The sequence below is a fragment of the Streptomyces sp. NPDC026673 genome (assembly GCF_040638135.1).
Taxonomy (GTDB): Bacteria; Actinomycetota; Actinomycetes; order Streptomycetales; family Streptomycetaceae; genus Actinacidiphila.
Genome location: NZ_JBEZXR010000028.1, coordinates 22303 through 43007 on the forward strand (window position 1 = coordinate 22303; position 20705 = coordinate 43007).

20 protein-coding genes are annotated in these 20705 nt (G+C 73.7%); 4 read left to right on the forward strand and 16 right to left on the reverse strand.

The window, feature by feature from the left end; genetic code table 11:
- Positions 1-282: 282 nt before the first annotated feature.
- Positions 283-1491: a class I SAM-dependent methyltransferase gene (locus AB0F62_RS20275; protein WP_361800537.1), complete on the forward strand. Its 1209-nt coding sequence runs from the start codon at positions 283-285 to the stop codon at positions 1489-1491.
- A 232-nt stretch (positions 1492-1723) separates the two neighbouring features.
- Here AB0F62_RS20275 and AB0F62_RS20280 read toward each other — a convergent pair whose 3' ends face one another.
- From AB0F62_RS20280 to tsaB, 5 genes are all read right to left on the reverse strand, one after another.
- Positions 1724-2377 carry an HAD family hydrolase gene (locus tag AB0F62_RS20280; protein ID WP_361800540.1) on the reverse strand — a complete coding sequence of 218 codons (654 nt, stop codon included), beginning with the start codon at positions 2375-2377 and terminating at the stop codon, positions 1724-1726.
- Positions 2378-2628: 251 nt separating this feature from the next.
- The gene (locus tag AB0F62_RS20285) at positions 2629-2889 is read right to left on the reverse strand and encodes a hypothetical protein (RefSeq protein ID WP_361800543.1); all 261 of its coding nucleotides are present in this window, start codon (positions 2887-2889) and stop codon (positions 2629-2631) included.
- Complete coding sequence (tsaD, locus tag AB0F62_RS20290; protein ID WP_361800546.1) at positions 2886-4013, reverse strand: tRNA (adenosine(37)-N6)-threonylcarbamoyltransferase complex transferase subunit TsaD; 1128 nt, start codon at positions 4011-4013, stop codon at positions 2886-2888. The genes AB0F62_RS20285 and tsaD overlap by 4 nt, the downstream gene beginning before the upstream one ends.
- Positions 4006-4509 (reverse strand): ribosomal protein S18-alanine N-acetyltransferase, encoded by a 504-nt coding sequence (rimI, locus tag AB0F62_RS20295; protein ID WP_361800738.1) that lies wholly within the window; start codon positions 4507-4509, stop codon positions 4006-4008. The genes tsaD and rimI overlap by 8 nt, the downstream gene beginning before the upstream one ends.
- An 8-nt stretch (positions 4510-4517) precedes the next feature.
- Positions 4518-5171: a tRNA (adenosine(37)-N6)-threonylcarbamoyltransferase complex dimerization subunit type 1 TsaB gene (tsaB, locus tag AB0F62_RS20300; RefSeq protein ID WP_361800549.1), complete on the reverse strand. Its 654-nt coding sequence runs from the start codon at positions 5169-5171 to the stop codon at positions 4518-4520.
- Between the two features lie 164 nt (positions 5172-5335).
- Here tsaB and AB0F62_RS20305 point away from each other — a divergent pair, with 164 nt between their 5' ends.
- The gene (locus AB0F62_RS20305) at positions 5336-5878 is read left to right on the forward strand and encodes a hypothetical protein (RefSeq protein ID WP_361800552.1); all 543 of its coding nucleotides are present in this window, start codon (positions 5336-5338) and stop codon (positions 5876-5878) included.
- Positions 5879-6019: 141 nt separating this feature from the next.
- Here AB0F62_RS20305 and AB0F62_RS20310 read toward each other — a convergent pair whose 3' ends face one another.
- The 10 genes from AB0F62_RS20310 to AB0F62_RS20355 form a co-directional block, all read right to left on the reverse strand.
- On the reverse strand, positions 6020-6190 hold the full coding sequence (locus AB0F62_RS20310; protein WP_361800555.1) for a hypothetical protein: 171 nt from the start codon (positions 6188-6190) through the stop codon (positions 6020-6022).
- 127 nt (positions 6191-6317) lie between these two features.
- Entirely contained in the window at positions 6318-6842 is a 525-nt protein-coding gene (gene tsaE / locus AB0F62_RS20315; RefSeq protein ID WP_361800558.1) for a tRNA (adenosine(37)-N6)-threonylcarbamoyltransferase complex ATPase subunit type 1 TsaE, read from the reverse strand.
- 11 nt (positions 6843-6853) lie between these two features.
- Positions 6854-8137, reverse strand: a complete 1284-nt coding sequence (locus tag AB0F62_RS20320) for an alpha/beta hydrolase (protein WP_361800561.1) — start codon at positions 8135-8137, stop codon at positions 6854-6856.
- Between the two features lie 31 nt (positions 8138-8168).
- Entirely contained in the window at positions 8169-9305 is a 1137-nt protein-coding gene (alr, locus tag AB0F62_RS20325; RefSeq protein WP_361800564.1) for an alanine racemase, read from the reverse strand.
- A gap of 35 nt (positions 9306-9340) precedes the next feature.
- The gene (locus AB0F62_RS20330; protein ID WP_361800567.1) at positions 9341-10339 is read right to left on the reverse strand and encodes a L,D-transpeptidase; all 999 of its coding nucleotides are present in this window, start codon (positions 10337-10339) and stop codon (positions 9341-9343) included.
- Positions 10340-10419: 80 nt separating this feature from the next.
- Entirely contained in the window at positions 10420-11886 is a 1467-nt protein-coding gene (locus AB0F62_RS20335; RefSeq protein WP_361800570.1) for an NAD(P)H-hydrate dehydratase, read from the reverse strand.
- A 1041-nt stretch (positions 11887-12927) separates the two neighbouring features.
- On the reverse strand, positions 12928-13296 hold the full coding sequence (locus AB0F62_RS20340; protein ID WP_361800573.1) for a holo-ACP synthase: 369 nt from the start codon (positions 13294-13296) through the stop codon (positions 12928-12930).
- Positions 13297-13303: 7 nt separating this feature from the next.
- Complete coding sequence (glmS, locus tag AB0F62_RS20345) at positions 13304-15151, reverse strand: glutamine--fructose-6-phosphate transaminase (isomerizing) (RefSeq protein WP_361800576.1); 1848 nt, start codon at positions 15149-15151, stop codon at positions 13304-13306.
- Positions 15152-15237: 86 nt separating this feature from the next.
- A complete protein-coding gene (locus AB0F62_RS20350) occupies positions 15238-16044 on the reverse strand; it encodes an ABC transporter permease (RefSeq protein ID WP_361800579.1) in 807 nt (268 codons plus the stop codon).
- Entirely contained in the window at positions 16041-17015 is a 975-nt protein-coding gene (locus AB0F62_RS20355; protein WP_361800582.1) for an ATP-binding cassette domain-containing protein, read from the reverse strand. The genes AB0F62_RS20350 and AB0F62_RS20355 overlap by 4 nt, the downstream gene beginning before the upstream one ends.
- Before the next feature lie 163 nt (positions 17016-17178).
- Between AB0F62_RS20355 and coaA the strand changes: the two genes are divergently transcribed.
- Positions 17179-18171, forward strand: a complete 993-nt coding sequence (coaA, locus tag AB0F62_RS20360; protein WP_361800585.1) for a type I pantothenate kinase — start codon at positions 17179-17181, stop codon at positions 18169-18171.
- Positions 18172-18206: 35 nt separating this feature from the next.
- Positions 18207-19178 carry a DUF389 domain-containing protein gene (locus tag AB0F62_RS20365; protein ID WP_361800588.1) on the forward strand — a complete coding sequence of 324 codons (972 nt, stop codon included), beginning with the start codon at positions 18207-18209 and terminating at the stop codon, positions 19176-19178.
- 26 nt (positions 19179-19204) lie between these two features.
- On the opposite strand, the gene glmM is transcribed toward AB0F62_RS20365, so the two are convergent.
- Positions 19205-20563, reverse strand: a complete 1359-nt coding sequence (glmM, locus tag AB0F62_RS20370) for a phosphoglucosamine mutase (RefSeq protein WP_361800591.1) — start codon at positions 20561-20563, stop codon at positions 19205-19207.
- Positions 20564-20705 lie beyond the last annotated feature (142 nt).

A 20705-nucleotide genomic window follows, 5' to 3' on the forward strand; every position in this document is an offset into this window, starting at 1 on the left:
CCGGAGTTCGGACGGGGCGCCGGGGCGGCGCGGCCCTCGCCGAGGCCGCTCGGCAGCTCCCGGGGCCGGCGGCCGGCCGCGGGCTTCCGCTGACGGATCCTCGGCACGCACCCCACCCCGCCGGGCGAGGACCACGACATCTGTGCGACCGCCGCCGGCCCCGACCCGTTGCGGCTGCGTCTCCGCCCCCGGGCAGCCGGTCGGCGTACCGCCCCGATGGTCCCGCGGGCGCGGCGGCCGCCCGTACCGGGCAGGTCCGCCACGCGCCGGCGCCGCGGGACAATGGGCAGCGTGGATCTTGACGCGTTCTCGGCACTGCTGACCGACGAGGGGCAGTCGCTGCTCGCCTCCCTGCGGGACTACGACCCCGCCGCCGAACTGGCGACCGCCACACGCCTGCGGCGCGAGCACGACGCCGGGCTGGTGTCGGCGGCACTGACCCAGGCACGGCTGCGGCAGCGGGCGGCGGCGAAGTTCGGGGAGGACGCGTACCGGATGTACTTCACGCCCGACGGGGTCGAGCAGTCGACGCGGGCGTCGGTGGCCGGGCACCGGGCGGCGCGGTTCGCTGCGCTCGGGGTGCGCCGGCTGGCGGACCTGTGCTGCGGGATCGGCGGGGACGCGATCCCCTTGGCGCGCGCCGGGGTGGAGGTGCTGGCCGTCGACCGGTCCCCGCTGACCTGCGCGGTGGCGCGGGCCAACGTGCAGGCGCTGGGGCTGTCCGGGCTGATCGAGGTGCGGTGCGCCGATGTCACGGAGGTCGGCACGGACGGCTTCGACGCGGTGTTCGTCGACCCGGCCCGGCGCGGCGGACGGGGCAGGATCTTCGACCCCGAGGCGTACTCCCCGCCGCTGTCGTGGGCGGTGGCGGCGGCCCGGAAGGCACCGCTGGCCGCGCTGAAGGTGGCGCCCGGTATCCCGCACGAGGCCGTGCCCGAGGACGCCGAGGCGGAGTGGGTCTCGGACCACGGCGATGTGAAGGAGGCCGTGCTGTGGTTCGGCACCGCGCCCGGCGCCCGCCGCGCCACACTGCTGCCGGCCGGTGCCACCCTGCCCGCCGCCGGGCTGCCCGACCCCCGGGTGCGTCCCGTGGGGCGCTGGCTGTACGAACCGGACGGCGCGGTCATCCGCGCCCACCTGGTGGCCGACGTGGCGGCACGGGTCGGCGGCGGGCTGATCGACGAGACCATCGCGTACGTCACCTCGGACGAGCCGCACGCCACCCCCTGGGCGACCGCGTACGAGATCACGGATGTGCTGCCCTTCAACCTCAAGCGGCTCAAGGCGCTGCTGCGTGAACGCGGGATCGGCGTACTGACCGTCAAGAAGCGCGGCTCGGCCGTCGAGCCGGAGGAGCTGCGCCGCCGGGTCAAGCCCCAGGGGCCCAACGCGGCCACCGTCTTCCTGACCCGGGTCGCGGGCGCCCCGAGCATGCTGCTGGGCGCGCCGGCCGCGTCCTCCGCCGCCCCCTCGGCGCCGCCGAGCGCCTGACCCGGGCTGAGCCCGGCTGAAGCCTGTCGTCACATCGGCTCCCCCCGCTACCGCCGGGAGGTGCCCCCACGTGCGGTGCATCCCTAGGCGGAGAGTCGTCCTCGCAGTGGGCTACGCGGACGATGCGACAACTCCCCCGGGCCGAAGGCCGAGGGGAGTGTCGTTGCCCGGGGACTCCTCCCGGCGCCCCCCGGCCGAAGGTTGGGGGAGGGAAGGTGACGACGGGCTCCGGCTAGGACCGGCCGAGCAGGCGCCTCGCGACGCCCGGCACGTCGGTGAGGGCACCGGCGAGCACGGTGGGGTCGCACTTCTCCAGCGCGGGGCCGGTGTACCCCCAGACCGCGCCGATCGAAGGAATCCCGGCGGCCGCCGCGGCGGCGACGTCGGAGGGGCTGTCGCCCACGAAACACGCACGGCCCGGGGGCACCCCGAGGCGGTCGAGCGCGAGCAGGATCCCCTTCCCGGAGGGCTTGGGTTCCGCGTCGCCCCATCCGACCACCACACCGAAGTACGAGGACAGCTCCGCGGGGACGAGCCGCGCCACCCGGCTCGCGGGCTGCATGGTCACCACCCCGATCGCCGTGCCGGAGGCCGCGAGGTCGCGCAGCACGCCGGCCGCGCCCGGGAACGGTGACGCGCCCCACCCGGCGAGGGTGAGCGCCTCCTCCCAGGTGGCGCCGAACACGGTCTCCTCGTCGGTCACGCCGAGACGCGCCAGGAGGTCGTGGTGGGGAAGGTGGTCGAGTCCGGCCGGCAGACGGCTCTCGTCGACGGGCTCGCCCAGGGCGGCGCGGGCGATGTCGAGGATCGCCTGCCGCATCGCCCGCCGGCTGTCGAGGAGGACGCCGTCGAGATCGAAGAGGACGGCACAGCCGGAATCGGACACGCGTACTTCGCCACCTGCGAGAACGCCTCCCGGACACCGGTCGTCCGGCAGGACGCCTGCTCGGGGGGCGCCGAGACAGAAGCCCGGTTGCGATCGACGCCGGACACATCATAGGACGGGCCCCATCGCGCCCCGGGGCGCAGGTCCGGACCAGGGGGATGCCCGCGCCGCGCCCGGGCCGGGACCGCGCCCGGGCCGGGACCGCGCCCGGGCCGGACCATGACCGTGCCCAGGCCGTCCCCAGGCGTTCCCTAGGCGCCGTCCTCCACCGACTCGAAGCGCCAGCGGTGGACGGCCCGCCGGGCCAGCCCCCCGTCCGGCTCGGGCAGCTCGGGCAGCTCGGCGTCGTACGGGGCGTCCCACCAGGTGATGACCAGGACCCGGTCCTGAGGGGCGGCGAAGGTCTCGCGGCGCAGCGGGGCGGGCGCCAGCGTCCGCGCGCGGGCCCACGCCAGCAGCTCGGGCCCGCGGCCCTCGACGGCGCGGGCCTCCCACATGAGGGCGACGGTCACGAGTAGAGGTTGTCCTTGCTGAGCTCGTGGACGTGGTCGTGGTCGTGGCCGTGCGTGTGGCCGTGGCCGTGGTCGTGCGTGTGGCCCGGCACGGACACGTCCGTGATCTGCAGCGAGGAGTCCGCCGGCAGGTCCCAGGTGGAGGACGGGCGGCCGCGGGCGACCATCTCCGCACCGAGCGCCGCGACCATCGCGCCGTTGTCGGTGCACAGCTTGGGCCGCGGCACGCGCAGGATGATCCCCGCGTCCTCGCAGCGCTCCTGCGCCAGCGAGCGCAGCCGGGTGTTGGCCGCGACACCGCCGCCGATCATCAGATGGTCGACGCCGTTGTCCTTGCAGGCCCGGATCGCCTTGCGGGTGAGGACGTCGACGACGGCCTCCTGGAAGGACGCGGACACGTCCGCGACCGGCACCTCCACGCCCTCGCGGCGCTTGGACTCGATCCACCGGGCCACCGCGGTCTTCAGCCCCGAGAACGAGAAGTCGTACACCGGGTCGCGGGAGCCGGTCAGGCCGCGCGGGAAGCGGATCGCGTTCGGGTCGCCCTCGCGCGCGGCACGGTCGATGGCCGGGCCGCCGGGGAACCCGAGGCCCAGCACACGGGCCACCTTGTCGAAGGCCTCGCCCGCCGCGTCGTCGATGGTGGAGCCCAGCGGACGCACGTCGCCGGTGATGTCGGGCGCCAGCAGGAGGGAGGAGTGGCCGCCGGAGACCAGCAGCGCCATCGTCGGCTCGGGCAGCGCCCCGTGCTCCAGCTGGTCCACGCAGATGTGGGAGGCGAGGTGGTTGACCCCGTACAGCGGCTTGCCGAGCGCGTAGGCGTACGCCTTGGCAGCCGACACGCCGACCAGCAGCGCGCCCGCGAGGCCGGGACCCGCGGTGACCGCGATCCCGTCGAGGTCGGAGGCGGCGACGCCGGCCTCCTTCAGCGCGCGCTGGATGGTGGGGACCATCGCCTCCAGGTGCGCGCGGCTGGCGACCTCGGGGACGACGCCGCCGTAGCGGGCGTGCTCGTCCACGCTGGAGGCGACCGCGTCGGCGAGCAGGGTGTGCCCGCGCACGATGCCGACACCGGTCTCGTCGCAGGACGTCTCGATGCCGAGGACAAGGGGCTCGTCAGCCATGGGTGGTCTCTGTTCCTTGTAGTCCCGGTACGTCAGGGGATGCCGGCAGCTCGCCGAGCCTCATCACGAGCGCGTCGACGTTGCCCGGCTGGTAGTAGCCGCGGCGGAAGCCGATCGGCTCGAAGCCGAAGCGCTGGTACAGCCGCTGGGCGCGGATGTTGTCGACCCGCACCTCCAGCAGCACCTCGTGGCACTCGAAGGCGGTGGCCTGATGGAGCAGTTCCCCGAGCAGCCGGGCGCCGAGGCCGGTGCCCCACTGCTCGGCGGCGACGGCGATGGTCTGCACGTCCCCGGTGCCGCCGACGGCGGCCAGGCCCGCGTAGCCGACGACGCGCCGGTCCCCGTCCTCGGCCACGACGTAGTGCCGGGTCGCCGACGGGTGCCGCGCGTCGGCCAGTTCGGACCAGAACATGCCGCGCGACCACGCGTCGTCCGGGAAGAGCGCCTGCTCGAGCTCCATCACCGGGTCCAGATCCCACCAGCGCATCTCGCGCATCACCGCGGTCACTTCGGCAGGACCGCCTTGTAGCCGGCCGGCACCTGGGCGTCCGGGCGGCGCAGGTACAGCGGCAGCGGGGGAAGGAACTCCTCGCCCTCCGCCAGCTTCGCGGCGGCGAGCGCGGCCAGGGCGGCGGCGGACTGGTCGGCGGGCGGGCGGATGTCCGTGAACACCTCGGGGTAGAGGGCGGCGCCCGCGCCGACCGCCGGCACCCCGGCGACCTCGCCGGCGATGTCGGCCGGCCGGTCCACGGACGGATCGGTCAGCCGGGTCCGCGGACCCTCGTACCGCGCCCAGTAGACCTCCTTGCGGCGGGCGTCCGTCGCCACGGTGAACGGCCCCTCGATCCCGGCGGCGTACGCCAGGCCGTCGAGGGTGCAGATCCCGTGCACGGGGACGCCGAGGACATCGCCGAAGGAGACGGCGGTCACCAGGCCGACGCGCAGCCCCGTGTACGGTCCGGGGCCGACGCCAACCACGATCCCGGTCACGGCGCCGAGGTCGGTCCCCGCCTCGCGCAGCACGCGGTCCACGGCGGGCATCAGCAGCTCCCCGTGCCGCCTCGCGTCGATCTCGGTCGACTCTGCGAGTACGCGCCGGCCGTCGTGCAGGGCGGCCGTGACGGCGGGGGTTGCGGTATCGAAGGCAAGCAGCAGCACGCGTTCAGCCTACGGCGTTCACCGGGGTGGCCCTGCCAGGACGGGGCCAGTGCCGCGGGCCGGGACGGCGCTCCCGTGGCGGTGCGGCCCGGCTGCTAACGTCAACCCAGCGTGACGCCCACCTCCGGAGGAAAGCCGTGGCAAGGATCGGTTCAGGGACGATCGTGACCGGACTGACCGCAGCCGCTCTGGCCGCCGTCGGCGTGCTCGCCGTCCAGGCCTCCGGCTCCGCGAGCGAGATGGCCAAGAACGTCCGTCCCTTGGACACGGGCGGCACGGACACCTCCGTGGCGGCCTCCGCCTCCCCCGCGCCGAAGAAGGCCCACGAGCTGCCCCCGGCTTCCGGAAGCGGCACCAGGGTCGTCTACTCCCTGCGCGCGGACCGCGTGTGGCTGGTCGGCACCGACGGGAAGGCGCGCACCACTTATGTGGTCGTCCCCGGCACCGTGGACCCGGCCCCCGGCACGTACTCCGTGACCTCCCGGAGCGCCGGCGGGGTCGGCGGCGACGGTGTGCCGGTCGAGAACGTGGTGCGGTTCACGACCGTCGACAGCGTGGTCATCGGCTTCAGCGCGGCGAAGGACGGCTCGCTGCCCGATCCCCCTCCGCCGGGCCAGCAGACCGGCGGTATCCGCGAGAAGCGGAAGGACGGCGCGGCGCTGTGGAAGTTCGCGACCATCGGCAGCAAGATCGTCGTCGTCCGCTGATTCCCCCGAAAGAGTGAACGCCCACGGGGGTGCGACGAACGCCGCGCCCCTCGCGTGCGGCGTCCCCGCCGGTTCCGGCGGATCCGGATCCCGGCGTCCGGAACCACCCCGGCCGGGCATGGGCCAAGCCCTGGAGCAGGTCTAGGCCGCGTCCGCCTCGGGCCGCTTCACGGGCTCTTCCGGCGTCGCTTCCGGTTCCGGCGCCTCCGGCTCTGCCGGCGGGGTGCACACCGCGTTCGCCGCCGCGCACGCCGCGAGCAGCTCTTGCATCGAGTAACCCGGCTCCGGCTCCGGGGCCGTGTGGGCCGACATGGATGCCTCCTGGGTCCGACGGGGTCGGGTTAGGCAGCCCTAACCAGCTCCTGGACTCCAGCAGAACACGTGGGACGTGCCGCACGCAACATCTTCCCGACAGCTTGTCGGAACGGTTACGCGCCGCTCAGGCGCCCAGCCCCGTCAGATCCGCACCCGCCCAGCGCGCGCCGACCCCGCTGACGACGACCTCGCGCACGTCGTGGTCCTCCTGACCGTTCTCCGCCACCTCGCCCACCGCGCGGTGGATCACCAGTTGCAGCCGGTCCTCCGACAGCTCCTCGACCTTGCCCTCGCCCCACTCGACCACGACCACCGACTCCGGCAGCGAGACGTCGAGGTCCAGGTCCTCCATCTCGTCGAGGCCGCCGGTCAGCCGGTACGCGTCCACGTGCACGAGGGCCGGGCCCCCGCTCAGCGAGGGGTGCACCCGCGCGATCACGAAGGTCGGCGACGTCACCGCGCCGCGGACGCCCAGCCCCTCCCCGAGCCCACGGGTCAGCGTGGTCTTCCCCGCGCCCAGGTCACCGCTGAGGACGACGAGGTCGCCGGCGCGCAGCAGGGGCGCGAGACGGCGCCCCAGCTCGCGCATCCGGTCGGGGGTCTTGACGGTGACCCGGGTCGCTTCCATGCCGATGGCTTCCATGCCCATGTGCCCGAATGCTACGCGCCGCCGGAGGCCACCCGGTCCGCCCGCTCCGATGAGCCGGGCGGCGGCACCGCCAGTTCGCGCAGCGCCTGCGGAAACGGGGCGCGCGAGGCGTCGGCCGCCTCGGCAAGCAGCGCGGCAAGGTGCGTGTTGACCAGTTCGGGGTGTTCCAGCATCACCAGGTGCCCGGCGCCGGGCACCACGACCAGCTCGGTGTCCGGCAGGCGTTCGGCGATGGCGCGGCTGTGCTCACTGGGCGTCAGCAGGTCCTTGTCCCCAGCCAGTACGAGCCCGGGCAGTCCGTCCAGGACGTCCAGCGCCTCGCTCTTCTCGTGCTCGGTGAAGGCCGGGTAGAACTCGGCGACGACGTCGATCGGGGTGGACTCGATCATCCGCTCGGCGAAGCGCGCGACCCCCGGGTCCACCTCGGAGCCGAAGGAGTAGCGCTTGATGATCCCGGCGAAGAGGTCGGCTGTCGCCCGGCGCCCCCGTTCCACCAGGTCGACCTGGGCGCCCAGGATGCGCAGCACCCCCGGAGCCAGCGCCCGCAGCGCCCGCGCGCCGGCCGCCGGCAGACCGAGCGTCACGCTGGCCAGCTTGCCGGAGGAGGTACCGACGAAGGCGAAGCCGGCCACTCGCTCGGCCACCATCTCGGGGAACTGGTCGGCGAACGCCATGACCGTCATCCCGCCCATGGAGTGCCCGACCAGCACCAACGGTCCCTCCGGCGCGGCGGCGTCGAGGACCGCCTTGAGATCGCGGCCGAGCTGGTCGATCGTCGCGGGCCCGCCGTCCGCCTGGTCCTTGCCGCGGCCGGAGCGGCCGTGGCTGCGCTGGTCCCAGTAGACGGCGCGTATCGCCCCGCGCAGCGCGGCACGTTGGAAGTGCCAGGAGTCCTGGTTGAGGCAGTAGCCGTGAGAGAAGACCACGGTCAGCGGCGGCGCATGGCCGTTCCGGCGGAACAGCTGCCAGCGCCGCGGCGGCGCGGCCGCGTCGATCGCCGCCGGGTCCGCCTCCTCGACCTCGTAGTACAGCTCGGTGCCGTCCTCGGCCGCGGCCCGGCCCGGCATCCCGCGCAGGGAGCCGTAGGGCCCGGCCAGGTCGAGGGCGAGCCGGGCGCGCTTGCGCATGCCGCGGCCGACCGTGGCGCGCTCCAGCGCGACACCCGCGGCGGCGCCCGCCGCGACGACGCCGATCGCCGCGCCGACGATCCCGGCGCGCTGCCAACGACCGGAAGCGGCGGCCGCTTCGGCCACCGCCTCGATCGTCGTCCCCGTTGTCCTGCCGCTGTCCGTCATGGTCGTACGCTGCTTCCCCTCGGCTACGCGTTTACGTACCCACGTAGACGCGCGGCACCCGGGTCCCGATCCGAGTGACGATCTCGTACGCGATGGTGCCCGCCGCGCGCGCCCAGTCCTCGGCGGTCGGCTCACCGCGGTCACCAGGGCCGAACAGTACTGCCTCGTCACCCGCGTCGGCGGAGTCGCCCCCGAGGTCGACCACGAACTGGTCCATCGCCACCCGCCCGGCGACCGTCCGCCATTTGCCCGCCACCAGCACCGGGCCGGTGCCGGAGGCGTGCCGCGGGACGCCGTCGGCGTATCCGACCGGCACCAGGGCGAGGGTCGTCTCGCCGGGCGTCGTGTAGTGGTGGCCGTACGAGACACCGTGCCCGCCGGGGACGCGCTTGGCCGAGGCCAGCCGCGCCGACAGCGTCATCACCGGCCGCAGCCCGAAGTCCGCCGGGCCGCCGACCTGCGGGATCGGCGAGATCCCGTACATCGCCACCCCGGTCCTGACGAGGTCGAAGTACGCCTCGGGCAGGGTCAGAGTGGCCGGGGAGTTCGCCATGTGCCGGATCTCGGGGCGCAGTCCGGCACGCTCCGCGGTCTCCAGGGCGGTGCGGAAGACGGCGAGCTGCGCGGCGATCGAGGGGTGGCCGGGCTCGTCGGCGCACGCGAAGTGCGACCACAGCCCGGTGACCTTGACCAGGCCCGCCACCTCCGCGGCCCGCGCGGCGTCGACCAGGTCAGGCCAGTCGGCGGGCTGGGCGCCGTTGCGGCCCAGGCCCGTGTCGGCCTTGAGCTGGATCCGCGCGGTACGGCCGGCCGCCGCGGCGGCCGCGGAGACCTCGCGCAGCGCCCACAGCGCGCTGACGGTCACGTCGACGTCCGCCTCGACGGCGGCCCGCCACGGCCCGCCCGGCGTCCACAGCCAGCACAGCACGGGCGCCGTGATCCCGGCGGCGCGCAGCGCCAGCGCCTCGTCGGGCGTCGCCGTGCCGAGCCAGCCCGCGCCCGCCTCCAGCGCCGCCCGGGCGCACGGCACCATGCCGTGGCCGTAGGCGTCCGCCTTGACCACGGCCATCAGCCCGGAGCGGGGGGCGCGGGCCCTCAGCGCCTCGACGTTCGACCGCAGAGCGGCGAGGTCGATCGTGGCCTGGGCGCGCAGATTCGTCTCATCCATCGCGCCCAGTGTCTCAGGCGCAGCCTGTGCCGCCGTCACGTGCTGGGTTTCCTGCCCCACACGTAGACCGGCTCGTGGAGCTTCAGGAAGTTCCACAGCAGGCGCGCGTTGCGGTTCGAGAGGTTGATGCAGCCGTGCGAACCGGGCGCCTTGTAGACGCTCCCGGGCGTGGCGTGCATCGCCTGGCCCCCGCTGAAGAACTGGCTGTAGGGCATCGGGGCGTCGTAGATGTCGGAGACGTGGTTCTTGTGGCGCCAGTAGACGGAGAAACGGCCGGTGCGGGTGAGGTAGCCCTTGCGACCGCTGCGGATCGCGACGGGACCGAAGACGGTCTTCGTGCGGCTGCTCTGCACCCACAGGATCTGCCGGTTCAGGTCGATGCAGACGATGCGCCCGCCCCGGAACGGGGCCGGACACCGGCGGGAGGCGTTCGGGCCCTTCCTGCGCGCCTCGTCGAGGCGGAGGTGGCCCCAGGTGGTGGGGCCCGCGAAGCCCGTGCCGGGGACGATGCCCCTGGCCTGCTGGTAGTGCCGGATCGCCGCGCAGTCGGCCGCGGACTGCCTGCCGTTGACGCGCAGCCCCAGGCGCTTCTCGACCTCCCGCTGATAGGGGCCGGTGAAGGCCGTGCAGTACTCCGGGCGCTCCGCGTTCTCCCCGTCGTCGTAGTAGGGGTCCTCGTTCTCCTCCTCGGCCTTCCGCTCCTCCTCGAACGTACGGGCCCGCTCGACGTCCTTGGCCGGCACGAACTCCACCAGCTGCGGGTCCACGTAGTCGTCGTCCGCGTCCTCCGCCGGCACCGCGCTGCGCACCGGTTCGGTGGCCGACATGCCGATCCGGCGGGGCGGGGCGCCCTGGTCGGGGGTGTCGACCTGCCGGGAGGCGTCCGGGCCGAAGGGGACCCCGGGGACGAGCCGGTCGACCGGTACCGGCCGTTCGTCGTCCTCCGCGGCGGCCGTCGTGTGCGCCCCGAGGGCGGTGAGGGCGACCACTGCCGCGGTGAGCAGCCGGGCCCAGCTTCTGGCATACGTTCCCATGAACACAGAAATTGACGTGCGGCCGCCGCCCGGAACGCCGCGTCGGCGGACTCCACCCGTTTCGCCCAACTGAGGGCGGGTCAGGACCTGATGTCGCGCCAGGCGTCCGGAAGGGCCGCGGCCACGTCGTGCGCGGCGATCGGCGCGCCCACCGGGCCCGCGGCGACCCGCGCCGACAGGCCGTGCAGATAGGCGCCGACAGAGGCCGCGTCGCGCGGGGCGAGGCCCGCGGCCAGCAGGGAACCGGTGATCCCGGAGAGCACGTCCCCGCTGCCTGCCGTGGCCAGCCAGGACGTGCCGGTGGGGTTGACCCGGACCTGGACCCCCGGCTCCGGGGACGCCACCAGCGTCGTCGAGCCCTTCAGCAGCGCCGTCGCGCCGAACGCGGCGGCCAGGCGCCGCACATGGTCCAGCCGCCCGGCCTCCACCTCCTCGCGGGCCACGCCGAGCAGTGCCGCCGCCTCCCCCGCGTGCGGGGTCAGTACGGTCCCCGCGCTGCGGGAGCGCACGATGGCCCGGTCCAGCAGCCGCAGGCCGTCCGCGTCGACGAGCACGGGCACGTCCGAGGCGAGCACGTCGTCCACCGCGCGGCATGCCTCCGGCCCGTCACCCAGCCCCGGGCCCACCACCCAGGCCTGGACCCGGCCGGCCTTGCGCGGCGGCCCGGCCGACACCAGCGTCTCCGGGAAGCGGGCCAGTACGGCTCCCGCCGCCGGCCCCACGTACCGTACGGCCCCCGCGCCGGCGCGCAGCGCGCCCGCCACCGCGAGAACGGCGGCTCCCGGGTAGCGCTCCGAGCCCGCGACGACGCCGATCACCCCGCGCCGGTACTTGTCGCTCTCGGCGTCCGGGCCGGGCAGAAGGGCGGCGACGTCGGCGTGCTGCAGCGCCTCCAGGTCGGGCGGGACGCGATCCAGGCCGGGGCCGAGGCCGATGTCGATCAGGCGCAGCGCGCCGGCGTACCCGGCGGCGGGGTCGATGAGCAGCCCCGGCTTGTACGTGCCGAACGTGACCGTCATGTCGGCGCGCACCGCCGCGCCCCGCACCTCGCCGGTGTCGGCGTCCACACCACTGGGGAGGTCGACGGCGACCACGACCGCGCGGGACGCGTGCGCCGCCTCCGCGAGCGGCACCGCCTCGGGGCGCAGGCCGCCCTTGCCGCCGATGCCCACGATGCCGTCCAGCACGAGGTCGGCGCGGTGGATCAGCGCCTCGGCGCCGTCCGGGGCGACGGTGCGGCCGCCCGCGGCGCGCAGGGCCGCCAGGCCCCCGGCGTGCGCCTTCTGCGGCGCCAGCAGCACGGCGGTGACGCCCGCCCCGCGCCGGGCCAGGCGGGCGCCCGCGTACAGCGCGTCGCCGCCGTTGTCCCCGCTGCCGGTGAGCACGACGACGCGGGCCGCGTAGACCCCGCGCCCGGGGGCGAGCGCGTTCGCGCACGCGGCGGCCAGGCCTGCCGCCGCCCGCTGCATCAGGGCTCCCTCGGGAAGCCGCGCCATGAGCTCGCGCTCCGCCGTCCGTACGGTCTCCACGCTGTAGGCCTGCCGCATGCGGCCATGTTCCCACCGTGGGGTCGTGGTTGCGCGCCGTCGTTGTGTGCGGGTCGTTCGCGGTCGCGGTCGCGGTTTCTCCCCCACCCCTCCCGGTCTTCGACCGGGGGCACCCCACACGGGCGCACCCCGCCACGCCCCCTCCCGCCGCACCGCTGCACGCCGTCGGGGTGGTGTGACGGGGGTGGGGCCGGTGGGTGGGTGCGGGTTCGTCTCGCGCCCTTCGGTCGCACAGCGGCGGGCTGCGGATGGGAGGGTGGGGCGGGCCCTCGTCGGGCGTGTGCGGGTGAGTGAGTGGCGGGGGTTCAGGCGCCGGAGCGGGTGCCTTTCCGGTGGCGGGGGTCTCGTCGCCGTCCGCGCGTAGAGATGGCCGCTTCCACGCCTTCGCTGGGTGGTGGGCGCGCCTGCCGTGACCGGCGTCTGCGGCTGATTCGGGGTGCTGGCCGGGGGTCCACGGGAGATCGGGCTCGCTTTCGCCGACATAGTCGGCGGAACAGAGCCCGATCTTTGAGCCGGAGATGATCGGGCCCGCTTTCACCGACTATGTCGGCGAAACAGAGCCCGATCTCGGCAGACCACCCGCCGAGCGCTGTGCTGCCGGGGAAGCACCCGCAGACGCCCGTTACAGCGGGCGCGCCACCCACGGACGGTGGGCGTGGCAACCAGCCATCTATACCCGCGGACGGCAACGAGACCCGCGCCCATGAACAACCGGCCCCGCTCCGGCGCCTGAACCCCCGCCCGCCACCCACCCGCACACCGCAGCGAAGGCCCGCCCCCACCCTCCCCATCCGCAGCCCGCATCTTTGCGCCCGAAGGGCGCGAGACGGCGGGACACATGACGACCCACCACACCCCGCGGTCGGCCGCCCGTCAACCGGCCGGCACCCACCGCAACGAGATGCCGAAGCGCCAAGACGCCAGCGGAGCACGCGGCGCCTGACGTGGGCAGCGCAGCGGACGCAACCACCCGGACACGAACACCGGCCGCAATGGGCGCGAACGACCCGCACACGGCGACACGGGGTACCTCGGACCGGGTCACCCCTCGGCGATGACCACCGCCGACGCGACCCCCGCATCATGGCTGAGGGAGATGTGGAACGCCCGCACCCCCAACTGCTCGGCCCGCGCCGCCACCGTCCCCCGGACGATGAGCCGCGGCTGTCCCGAATCCTCCGTGACGACCTCCGCGTCCGACCAGTGCAGCCCCCCGGGGGCCCCCAGCGCCTTCGCGACCGCCTCCTTCGCGGCGAAGCGTGCCGCGAGGGAGGCGCTGCCCCGGCGGGCCCCACTGGGAAGGTGGAGCTCGCCGGGGAGGAAGAGCCGCTCGGCCAGGCCGGGAGTGCGTTCGAGGGACTGCTCGAAGCGGTCGATCTCGGCGACGTCGATGCCCACCCCGATGATCACGGTGTCGTCACTCGACCGTGACGGACTTCGCCAGGTTCCGCGGCTGGTCGACCTCGTTGCCGCGGGCCGTGGCCAGTTCGCACGCGAAGACCTGCAACGGCACGGTCGCGACCAGCGGCTGCAGCAGCGTCGGGGTCTGCGGCACCCGCACCAGGTGGTCGGCGTAGGGGACGACGGACTCGTCGCCCTCCTCGGCGATGACGATGGTGCGCGCCCCGCGGGCCCGGATCTCCTGGATGTTGGAGACGATCTTGTCGTGCAGGACCGAACGCCCGCGCGGCGACGGCACCACGACGACGACCGGGAGGTCCTCCTCGATGAGCGCGATGGGGCCGTGCTTGAGCTCGCCGGCGGCGAAGCCCTCGGCGTGCATGTAGGCGAGCTCCTTGAGCTTGAGCGCGCCCTCGAGCGCGACCGGGTAGCCCACGTGCCGGCCGAGGAAGAGGACGGTGTTCTTGTCCTTGAGGGAGCGGGCCAGCTCGCGGACCGGCTCCATGGTCTCCAGGACCTGCTCGACCTGGCGGGAGATCTGGGAGAGCTCGCGGATGACGGCGAGGATCTCGTCGCCCCACTTCGTGCCGCGCACCTGGCCCAGGTAGAGGGCGACGAGGTAGCAGGCGACGACCTGGGTGAGGAACGCCTTCGTGGAGGCGACCGCGACCTCGGGACCCGCGTGCGTGTAGAGCACGGCGTCGGACTCGCGCGGGATGGTGGAGCCGTTGGTGTTGCAGATGGCCAGCACCTTGGAGCCCTGCTCGCGGGCGTGCCGCAGTGCCATCAGGGTGTCCATGGTCTCGCCGGACTGGCTGATGGCGACGACCAGGGTGCGCGGGGCGAGGATGGGGTCGCGGTAGCGGAACTCGCTGGCGAGCTCGACCTCGCAGGGGATGCGGGTCCAGTGCTCGATCGCGTACTTGGCGATCATGCCGGCGTGGAAGGCGGTACCGCAGGCGACGATGACGATCTTGTCGACCTCGCGCAGCACGGAGGCGGGGATGCGCACCTCGTCGAGGGTGAGCAGGCCGCTCGCGTCGATCCGGCCCAGCAGCGTGTCCGCGACGGCCTTGGGCTGCTCGGCGATCTCCTTGAGCATGAAGTAGTCGTAGCCGCCCTTCTCGGCGGCGGAGGCGTCCCAGTCGATGTGGTACGGGCGGACGTCTGCGGGCTTGCCCTCGAAGTCCGTGACGGTGACGCCCTCGCGGCGCAGCTCCACGACCTGGTCCTGGCCGAGCTCGATGGCCTCGCGGGTGTACGCGATGAACGCCGCGACGTCGGAGGCGAGGAAGTTCTCGCCGTCGCCGACGCCCACGACGAGCGGGGAGTTGCGGCGGGCGCCGACCACGACGTCCGGCTCGTCGGCGTGGACGGCCACCAGGGTGAAGGCGCCGTCGAGGCGGCTGCAGACCTGGCGCATGGCCTCGGCGAGGTCCCCGGTGGAGGAGTAGGCCTCGGCGAGGAGGTGGGAGACGACCTCGGTGTCGGTCTCGGAGAGCAGATCGTGGCCGCGCTCGGCGAGTTCGGCGCGCAGGGCGGCGAAGTTCTCGATGATGCCGTTGTGCACGACGGCGACCCGGCCCGCGTTGTCCAGGTGGGGGTGCGCGTTGGCGTCCGTGGGGCCGCCGTGGGTGGCCCAGCGGGTGTGTCCGATACCGGCGGGGCCGGTCGGCAGCGGTCGCTCGTCCAGCAGCTTCTCGAGGTTGGCGAGCTTCCCGGCCTTCTTGGCCGCGGCCAGGCCCCCGTCGGCGAGGACGGCGACGCCGGCCGAGTCGTATCCCCGGTACTCGAGACGCTTCAGCCCCGCGATGACAACGTCGAGGGCGGACTGGCCGCCCACGTATCCAACGATTCCGCACATGAGGAGAACTCTAGGCGGCGAACGCCGGACATCGAACCTGCGACCGCCCCGGACCTGGACGGTCCGGGGCGTCCCGGGGAGCGCGGTCAGCTGCGCGCGCGGTAGGCGCGCATCACCAGCGGGATGAAGACCACCGCGATCCCGGCGGCCCACAGCAGCGACCACATGACCGGCCCGCCGACCTCACCGCTGCCCGTCATCAACCCCCGCACGGCGTCGGCCAGGCGGGTGACCGGGTTCACGTCCGCCCACGCCTTGAGCCACCCGGGCATGGTGTCGGCCCGGACGAAGGCGCTGGAGGTGAAGGTGAGCGGCATGACCAGCACGAAGCCGAAGGTCATCACCTTCTCCGGCTCGGAGACCAGCATCCCGATCAGCAGCGTCATCCAGGACATGGCGACCGCGAAGGCCAGCAGCAGGCCCGCCGCGCCCAGCACGCCGGGCACGCCGCCGTTCACGTCGAAGCCCATGAGCATGCCCAGGCCCAGCATCAGCAGCAGCGACCACAGCTGCTTGCCGAGGTCCGCCACGACGCGCCCCATGAGCGGCGCGGAACGGGCGATCGGCAGGGAGCGCAGCCGGTCCAGGACGCCCTTGGTGAGGTCGATGTTGAGGCCCATCGCGGTGTTCATGGTCGCGAAGAGGGCGTTCTGCACGATGATCCCGGGCAGCGCGTACTGCAGATAGGCGTCCGGCGAGCCGGCCATCTGGCCGCCGAAGACGTAGGTGAACAGCAGCACGAACATGATGGGCTGGACGCTGAGGTCCATCAGCTCCATCGGGTTGTGCTTGATCTGCACCAGGTTGCGCCAGGCGAGGGTGCAGGTCTGCTGCACCCCGTCCCAGGGCCGCACCTTGGCGGCCGGCATCACGTCCAGGGTCACCGCGCTCATACCAGGGCCTCCGTCTTGTCCTCGTCCGTCGTCGTCTCCTCCACCGCGCGGTGCCCGGTCAGGGACAGGAACACCTCGTCGAGGCTGGAACGGCGCAGCGTGAGCTCGCTGACCCGCACCCCGGCCTCGTCCAGCCGCCGTACGACGGCGGGCATCAGCTCCGGGTCGTTGACCGGCGCGGTGACCAGGCCGGACTCGACCTTGGCGGTGGGCCCGGCGGTCGCCGAGACGATCGCGAGGACCTTCTCCAACTGCTCCGCGACCATCGGCCGCACCTGCAGCACCTGCCCGCCGACCTGCTCCTTGAGCCCGTCCGGGGTGCCCTCGGCGATCACCCGGCCGCGGTCGATGACCGCGATGTCGTCGGCGAGCTGGTCGGCCTCCTCCAGATACTGCGTGGTGAGCAGCACCGTCGTGCCGTCCCCGACCAGGCCGCGGACGATGTCCCACAACTCGTTGCGGCTGTGCGGGTCCAGGCCGGTGGTCGGCTCGTCGAGGAAGAGCACGCGCGGCCGGCCCACCAGGCTGGCGGCGAGGTCGAGGCGGCGGCGCATGCCGCCGGAGTAGGTCTTGGCGGCCCGGCCGCCGGCGTCGGCGAGCCGGAACTCCTCCAGCAGCCGCGTCGCCCGGGCGCGGGCCTCACGGCGCGGCAGGCCCAGCAGCCGGGCGATCATCAGCAGGTTCTCGTGGCCGGTGAGCATCTCGTCGACCGCCGCGTACTGCCCGGTGAGCCCGACCAGAGCGCGCACGGCGCCCGCCTCCCGCACCACGTCGTGGCCGCCGACGAAGGCCCGGCCGGCGTCCGGCCGCAGCAGCGTGGCCAGGATGCGCACCGCCGTGGTCTTGCCGGCCCCGTTGGGACCGAGCACACCGAGCACCGTGCCGCTGCGCGCGGCCAGGTCCACGCCGGACAGGGCCGTGGTCTCCTTGAAGCGTTTGACCAGGCCCTCCGCCTGGATCGCGTAACTCATCCGCGATGCCCTCCCCGTCATGGTTCGCTCGGTGTTGTTCTGTTGCGCACCACTGTCCCGGATGCCACTGACATCCGGCTGACATTCGGCTGACGACGGCTCCGGCGGCGGGCTGCCCGACCCCCGGCGTGAGCGCCGTTCATCCCGGCGCAACAATGAATCCGTGCCGCCGACCACTTCGCCACACCCCACGCGCCGCCGCGCCGAGCCCACGCCGTACGTCGACCTGACGCGGGCGGAGTGGAGCGCGCTGCGCGACCGCACGCCCCTGCCGCTCACCGCGGACGAGGTCGAGCGGCTGCGCGGACTCGGTGACGTCATCGACCTGGACGAGGTGATCGACGTCTACCTGCCGCTGTCCCGGCTGCTCAACCTCTACGTCGGCGCCAGCCACGGCCTCCGCGGCGCGGTCAACACCTTCCTCGACGACACCGGCGACGGCCACGGCTCGCAGACCGGCACGCCCTTCGTCATCGGGGTCGCCGGCAGCGTCGCGGTCGGCAAGTCCACCACCGCGCGCATCCTCCAGGCGCTGCTCGCCCGCTGGCCGGAGCACCCCCGGGTGGAACTGGTCACCACCGACGGCTTCCTGCTGCCCAAGGCCGAGCTCCAGCGTCGCGGGCTGATGTCCCGCAAGGGCTTCCCCGAGTCGTACGACCGGCGTGCCCTGACCCGGTTCGTGGCCGATGTGAAGGCCGGCAAGGACGAGGTGCGCGCGCCCGTCTACTCGCACCTGATCTACGACATCGTGCCCGGCGAGGAACTGGTCGTACGGCGGCCCGACATCCTCATCGTCGAGGGCCTGAACGTCCTGCAGCCCGCGCTGCCCGGCAAGGACGGCCGCACCCGGGTCGCGCTCGCCGACTACTTCGACTTCAGCGTGTACGTGGACGCGCGCACCGAGGACATCGAGCAGTGGTACCTGGCGCGCTTCCGCAAGCTGCGCGAGACGGCCTTCCAGAACCCCCTGTCGTACTTCCACCGCTACACCGAGGTCTCCGAGGAGGAGGCCATGGAGTACGGCCGGCACACCTGGCGCGCCATCAACCAGCCGAACCTGGTGCAGAACGTGCTCCCGACCCGCGGCCGGGCCACGCTGATCCTGCGCAAGGGCCCCGACCACAAGGTGCAGAAGCTCTCACTGCGCAAGCTGTAGGGCCGCTTCCCGCTCTTCGGGGATAGCCTGCCCGCGTGCTGCATCTGAGGATGATCGTCCCGGCCGGGCGGACCGACGACGTCGTGGCCCTGATCGAACGGACCGTGGGCACCGCCCACGTCGCGGTGCTGACGGGTGCCGCGCGCGATCCGAGCGGAGACCTCGTCCTGTGCGATGTGGCCCGCGAGGCGGGCGACGAGCTGCTGCGGGGCCTTCGGGAGCTGGGGATCGCCGACACCGGCTCGATCGCGGTGGAGCACGTCGACCTGTCCCTGTCGCGCCGTGCGGAGCGGGCCGAGGAGGAGGCACCCGGCGAGGGCGCGGACGCGGTGCTGTGGGAGTCGCTCACCGAGGCGACGCACGAGGAGTCCACCCTCACCGTCACCTATCTGGCGTTCCTGTCGCTGGCGACGATGCTGGCGGCCTGCGGGGTCATGCTGGACAGCGCGATCCTGATCGTCGGCGCGATGGTGGTCGGCCCTGAGTTCGGGCCCCTGGCGGGGGTGTGCACCGGTCTGGTCCAGCGCCAGTGGCGGCTGGCGCGGCGCTCCCTGGTGGCACTCCTGGTGGGCTTCCCGGTGGCGATGGTGCTCACCGGCGGCTTCACCTATCTGATGGACGCGCTCGGGGTCTTCGGCGTCGACGACTTCACCAAGCCGCATCCGTCCACCGGGTTCATCTGGCAGCCGGACGCGAGCTCCTTCGTGGTGGCCTTCCTCGCCGGGATCGCCGGGATCCTCTCGCTGACCTCGTCCAAGTCCGGGGCCCTGGTCGGCGTGGCCATCTCCGTGACGACCGTGCCGGCCGCCGCCAACGCCGCGCTCGCCCTGTCCTACGGGGACTACCGCGAGCTGTGGGGGTCCTCGGTGCAGCTGGGCGTGAACCTGGCGGGCATCGTCATCGCGGGCGTGCTGACGCTGCTCGCCCAGAAGGGGTTCTGGGCGATGCAGCGCAGGCGGCGTGCGGGGGCGGGGGCGGGGGCCGGGGCGGGGGCGGGGGCGCTGTAGGCCCCGCCGGCCCGGACCGTGCCGTCCTAGCCGAGCGCGGACTTCACGACGTCGGCGAGCCGGCCGGCCACGGAGCGGGCGTGGTCGATGTCGGCGGCCTCGACCATGACCCGGACCAGCGGCTCGGTGCCCGAGGAGCGCAGCAGCACGCGGCCGGTGGTGCCCAGCTCGGTCTCGGCCTCGGCCACGGCGGCGGCCAGCTCGGGCGAGGACCCGACGCGGTTCTTGTCGACGTCCCGGACGTTGATCAGGACCTGCGGCAGCCGCTCCATGACGCCGGCCAGGTCGGCCAGCGTGCGGCCGGTGGCGGCGACCCGGGCGGCCAGCATGAGGCCGGTGAGGGTGCCGTCGCCGGTCGTGGCGTGGTCGAGGATGATCACGTGCCCGGACTGCTCGCCGCCGAGCGCGTAGCCGTGCTCCTTCATGGACTCCAGCACATAGCGGTCGCCCACGGCGGTCTGCACGAGGTCGATGCCCTCGCGCTCCATGGCGAGCTTGAAGCCCAGGTTGGACATGACGGTGGCGACGACGGTGTTCTTCCGCAGCCGGTCCGCCTCGCGCATGGCGAGCGCCAGAACGGCCAGGATCTGGTCGCCGTCCACCTCGTTGCCCTGGTGGTCCACGGCCAGGCAGCGGTCGGCGTCGCCGTCGTGGGCGATGCCGAGGTCCGCGCCGTGGTCGGTGACGGCGGCCTTGATCAGGTCCAGGTGGGTGGAGCCGCAGCCGTCGTTGATGTTGAGGCCGTCCGGCTGGGCGCCGATGGTGACCACCTCCGCCCCGGCGCGGGCGAAGGCCTCGGGGGAGACGCGGGCGGCGGCGCCGTGCGCCTCGTCCAGAACGATCTTCAGGCCGTCCAGGCGGTTGGGCAGGACGCCGATCAGATGGGCGACGTACTGGTCGAAGCCCTCGTCGTAGTCGCGCACACGGCCCACGCCGGCACCGGTCGGGCGGTCCCAGGGGGCGCCGGTGCGGTGCTCCTCGTAGACGGCCTCGATACGGTTCTCGAGCTCGTCCGCCAGCTTGTGGCCGCCCCGGGCGAAAAACTTGATCCCGTTGTCGGGCATCGCGTTGTGGCTCGCGGAGAGCATCACGCCCAGGTCCGCGCCGAGCGCGCCGGTGAGATAGGCCACGGCCGGGGTCGGCAGCACGCCCACCCGCAGCACGTCGACGCCCGCGCTGGCGAGCCCCGCCACCACGGCGGCCTCCAGGAACTCTCCGGACGCCCGCGGGTCCCGTCCCACCACGGCCACCGGCTTGTGGCCCTCGAACGTCCCCGCCTCGGCGAGCACATGCGCCGCCGCGACCGACAGTCCGAGCGCCAGCTCGGCCGTCAGATCGGCGTTCGCGACGCCGCGCACACCGTCCGTACCGAAGAGTCGTCCCACAGTCTTTCCTCCGAGATGTTGCCGTGCGTCGCCCCGCGTTCGTTCAACGGGCGTTCATCCGGTTATACGCCTATACCCCCCGGAATGCGTACGCCCCGGAGACACACAAAGTGCCTCCGGGGCGTACGTGCAGAGCAGCGCG

What these genes read in the sequence shown, in the direction of transcription:
- AB0F62_RS20275 (WP_361800537.1), top strand. Translation starts at nt 283, where the DNA reads ATGGGCAGCGTGGATCTTGACGCGTTCTCGGCACTGCTGACCGACGAG.
- tsaD (WP_361800546.1), bottom strand. Translation starts at nt 4,013, where the DNA reads ATGGCTGACGAGCCCCTTGTCCTCGGCATCGAGACGTCCTGCGACGAG.
- rimI (WP_361800738.1), bottom strand. Translation starts at nt 4,509, where the DNA reads ATGCGCGAGATGCGCTGGTGGGATCTGGACCCGGTGATGGAGCTCGAG.
- AB0F62_RS20310 (WP_361800555.1), bottom strand. Translation starts at nt 6,190, where the DNA reads ATGTCGGCCCACACGGCCCCGGAGCCGGAGCCGGGTTACTCGATGCAA.
- tsaE (WP_361800558.1), bottom strand. Translation starts at nt 6,842, where the DNA reads ATGGGCATGGAAGCCATCGGCATGGAAGCGACCCGGGTCACCGTCAAG.
- AB0F62_RS20320 (WP_361800561.1), bottom strand. Translation starts at nt 8,137, where the DNA reads ATGACGGACAGCGGCAGGACAACGGGGACGACGATCGAGGCGGTGGCC.
- alr (WP_361800564.1), bottom strand. Translation starts at nt 9,305, where the DNA reads ATGGATGAGACGAATCTGCGCGCCCAGGCCACGATCGACCTCGCCGCT.
- AB0F62_RS20330 (WP_361800567.1), bottom strand. Translation starts at nt 10,339, where the DNA reads ATGGGAACGTATGCCAGAAGCTGGGCCCGGCTGCTCACCGCGGCAGTG.
- AB0F62_RS20335 (WP_361800570.1), bottom strand. Translation starts at nt 11,886, where the DNA reads ATGCGGCAGGCCTACAGCGTGGAGACCGTACGGACGGCGGAGCGCGAG.
- glmS (WP_361800576.1), bottom strand. Translation starts at nt 15,151, where the DNA reads ATGTGCGGAATCGTTGGATACGTGGGCGGCCAGTCCGCCCTCGACGTT.
- AB0F62_RS20350 (WP_361800579.1), bottom strand. Translation starts at nt 16,044, where the DNA reads ATGAGCGCGGTGACCCTGGACGTGATGCCGGCCGCCAAGGTGCGGCCC.
- AB0F62_RS20355 (WP_361800582.1), bottom strand. Translation starts at nt 17,015, where the DNA reads ATGAGTTACGCGATCCAGGCGGAGGGCCTGGTCAAACGCTTCAAGGAG.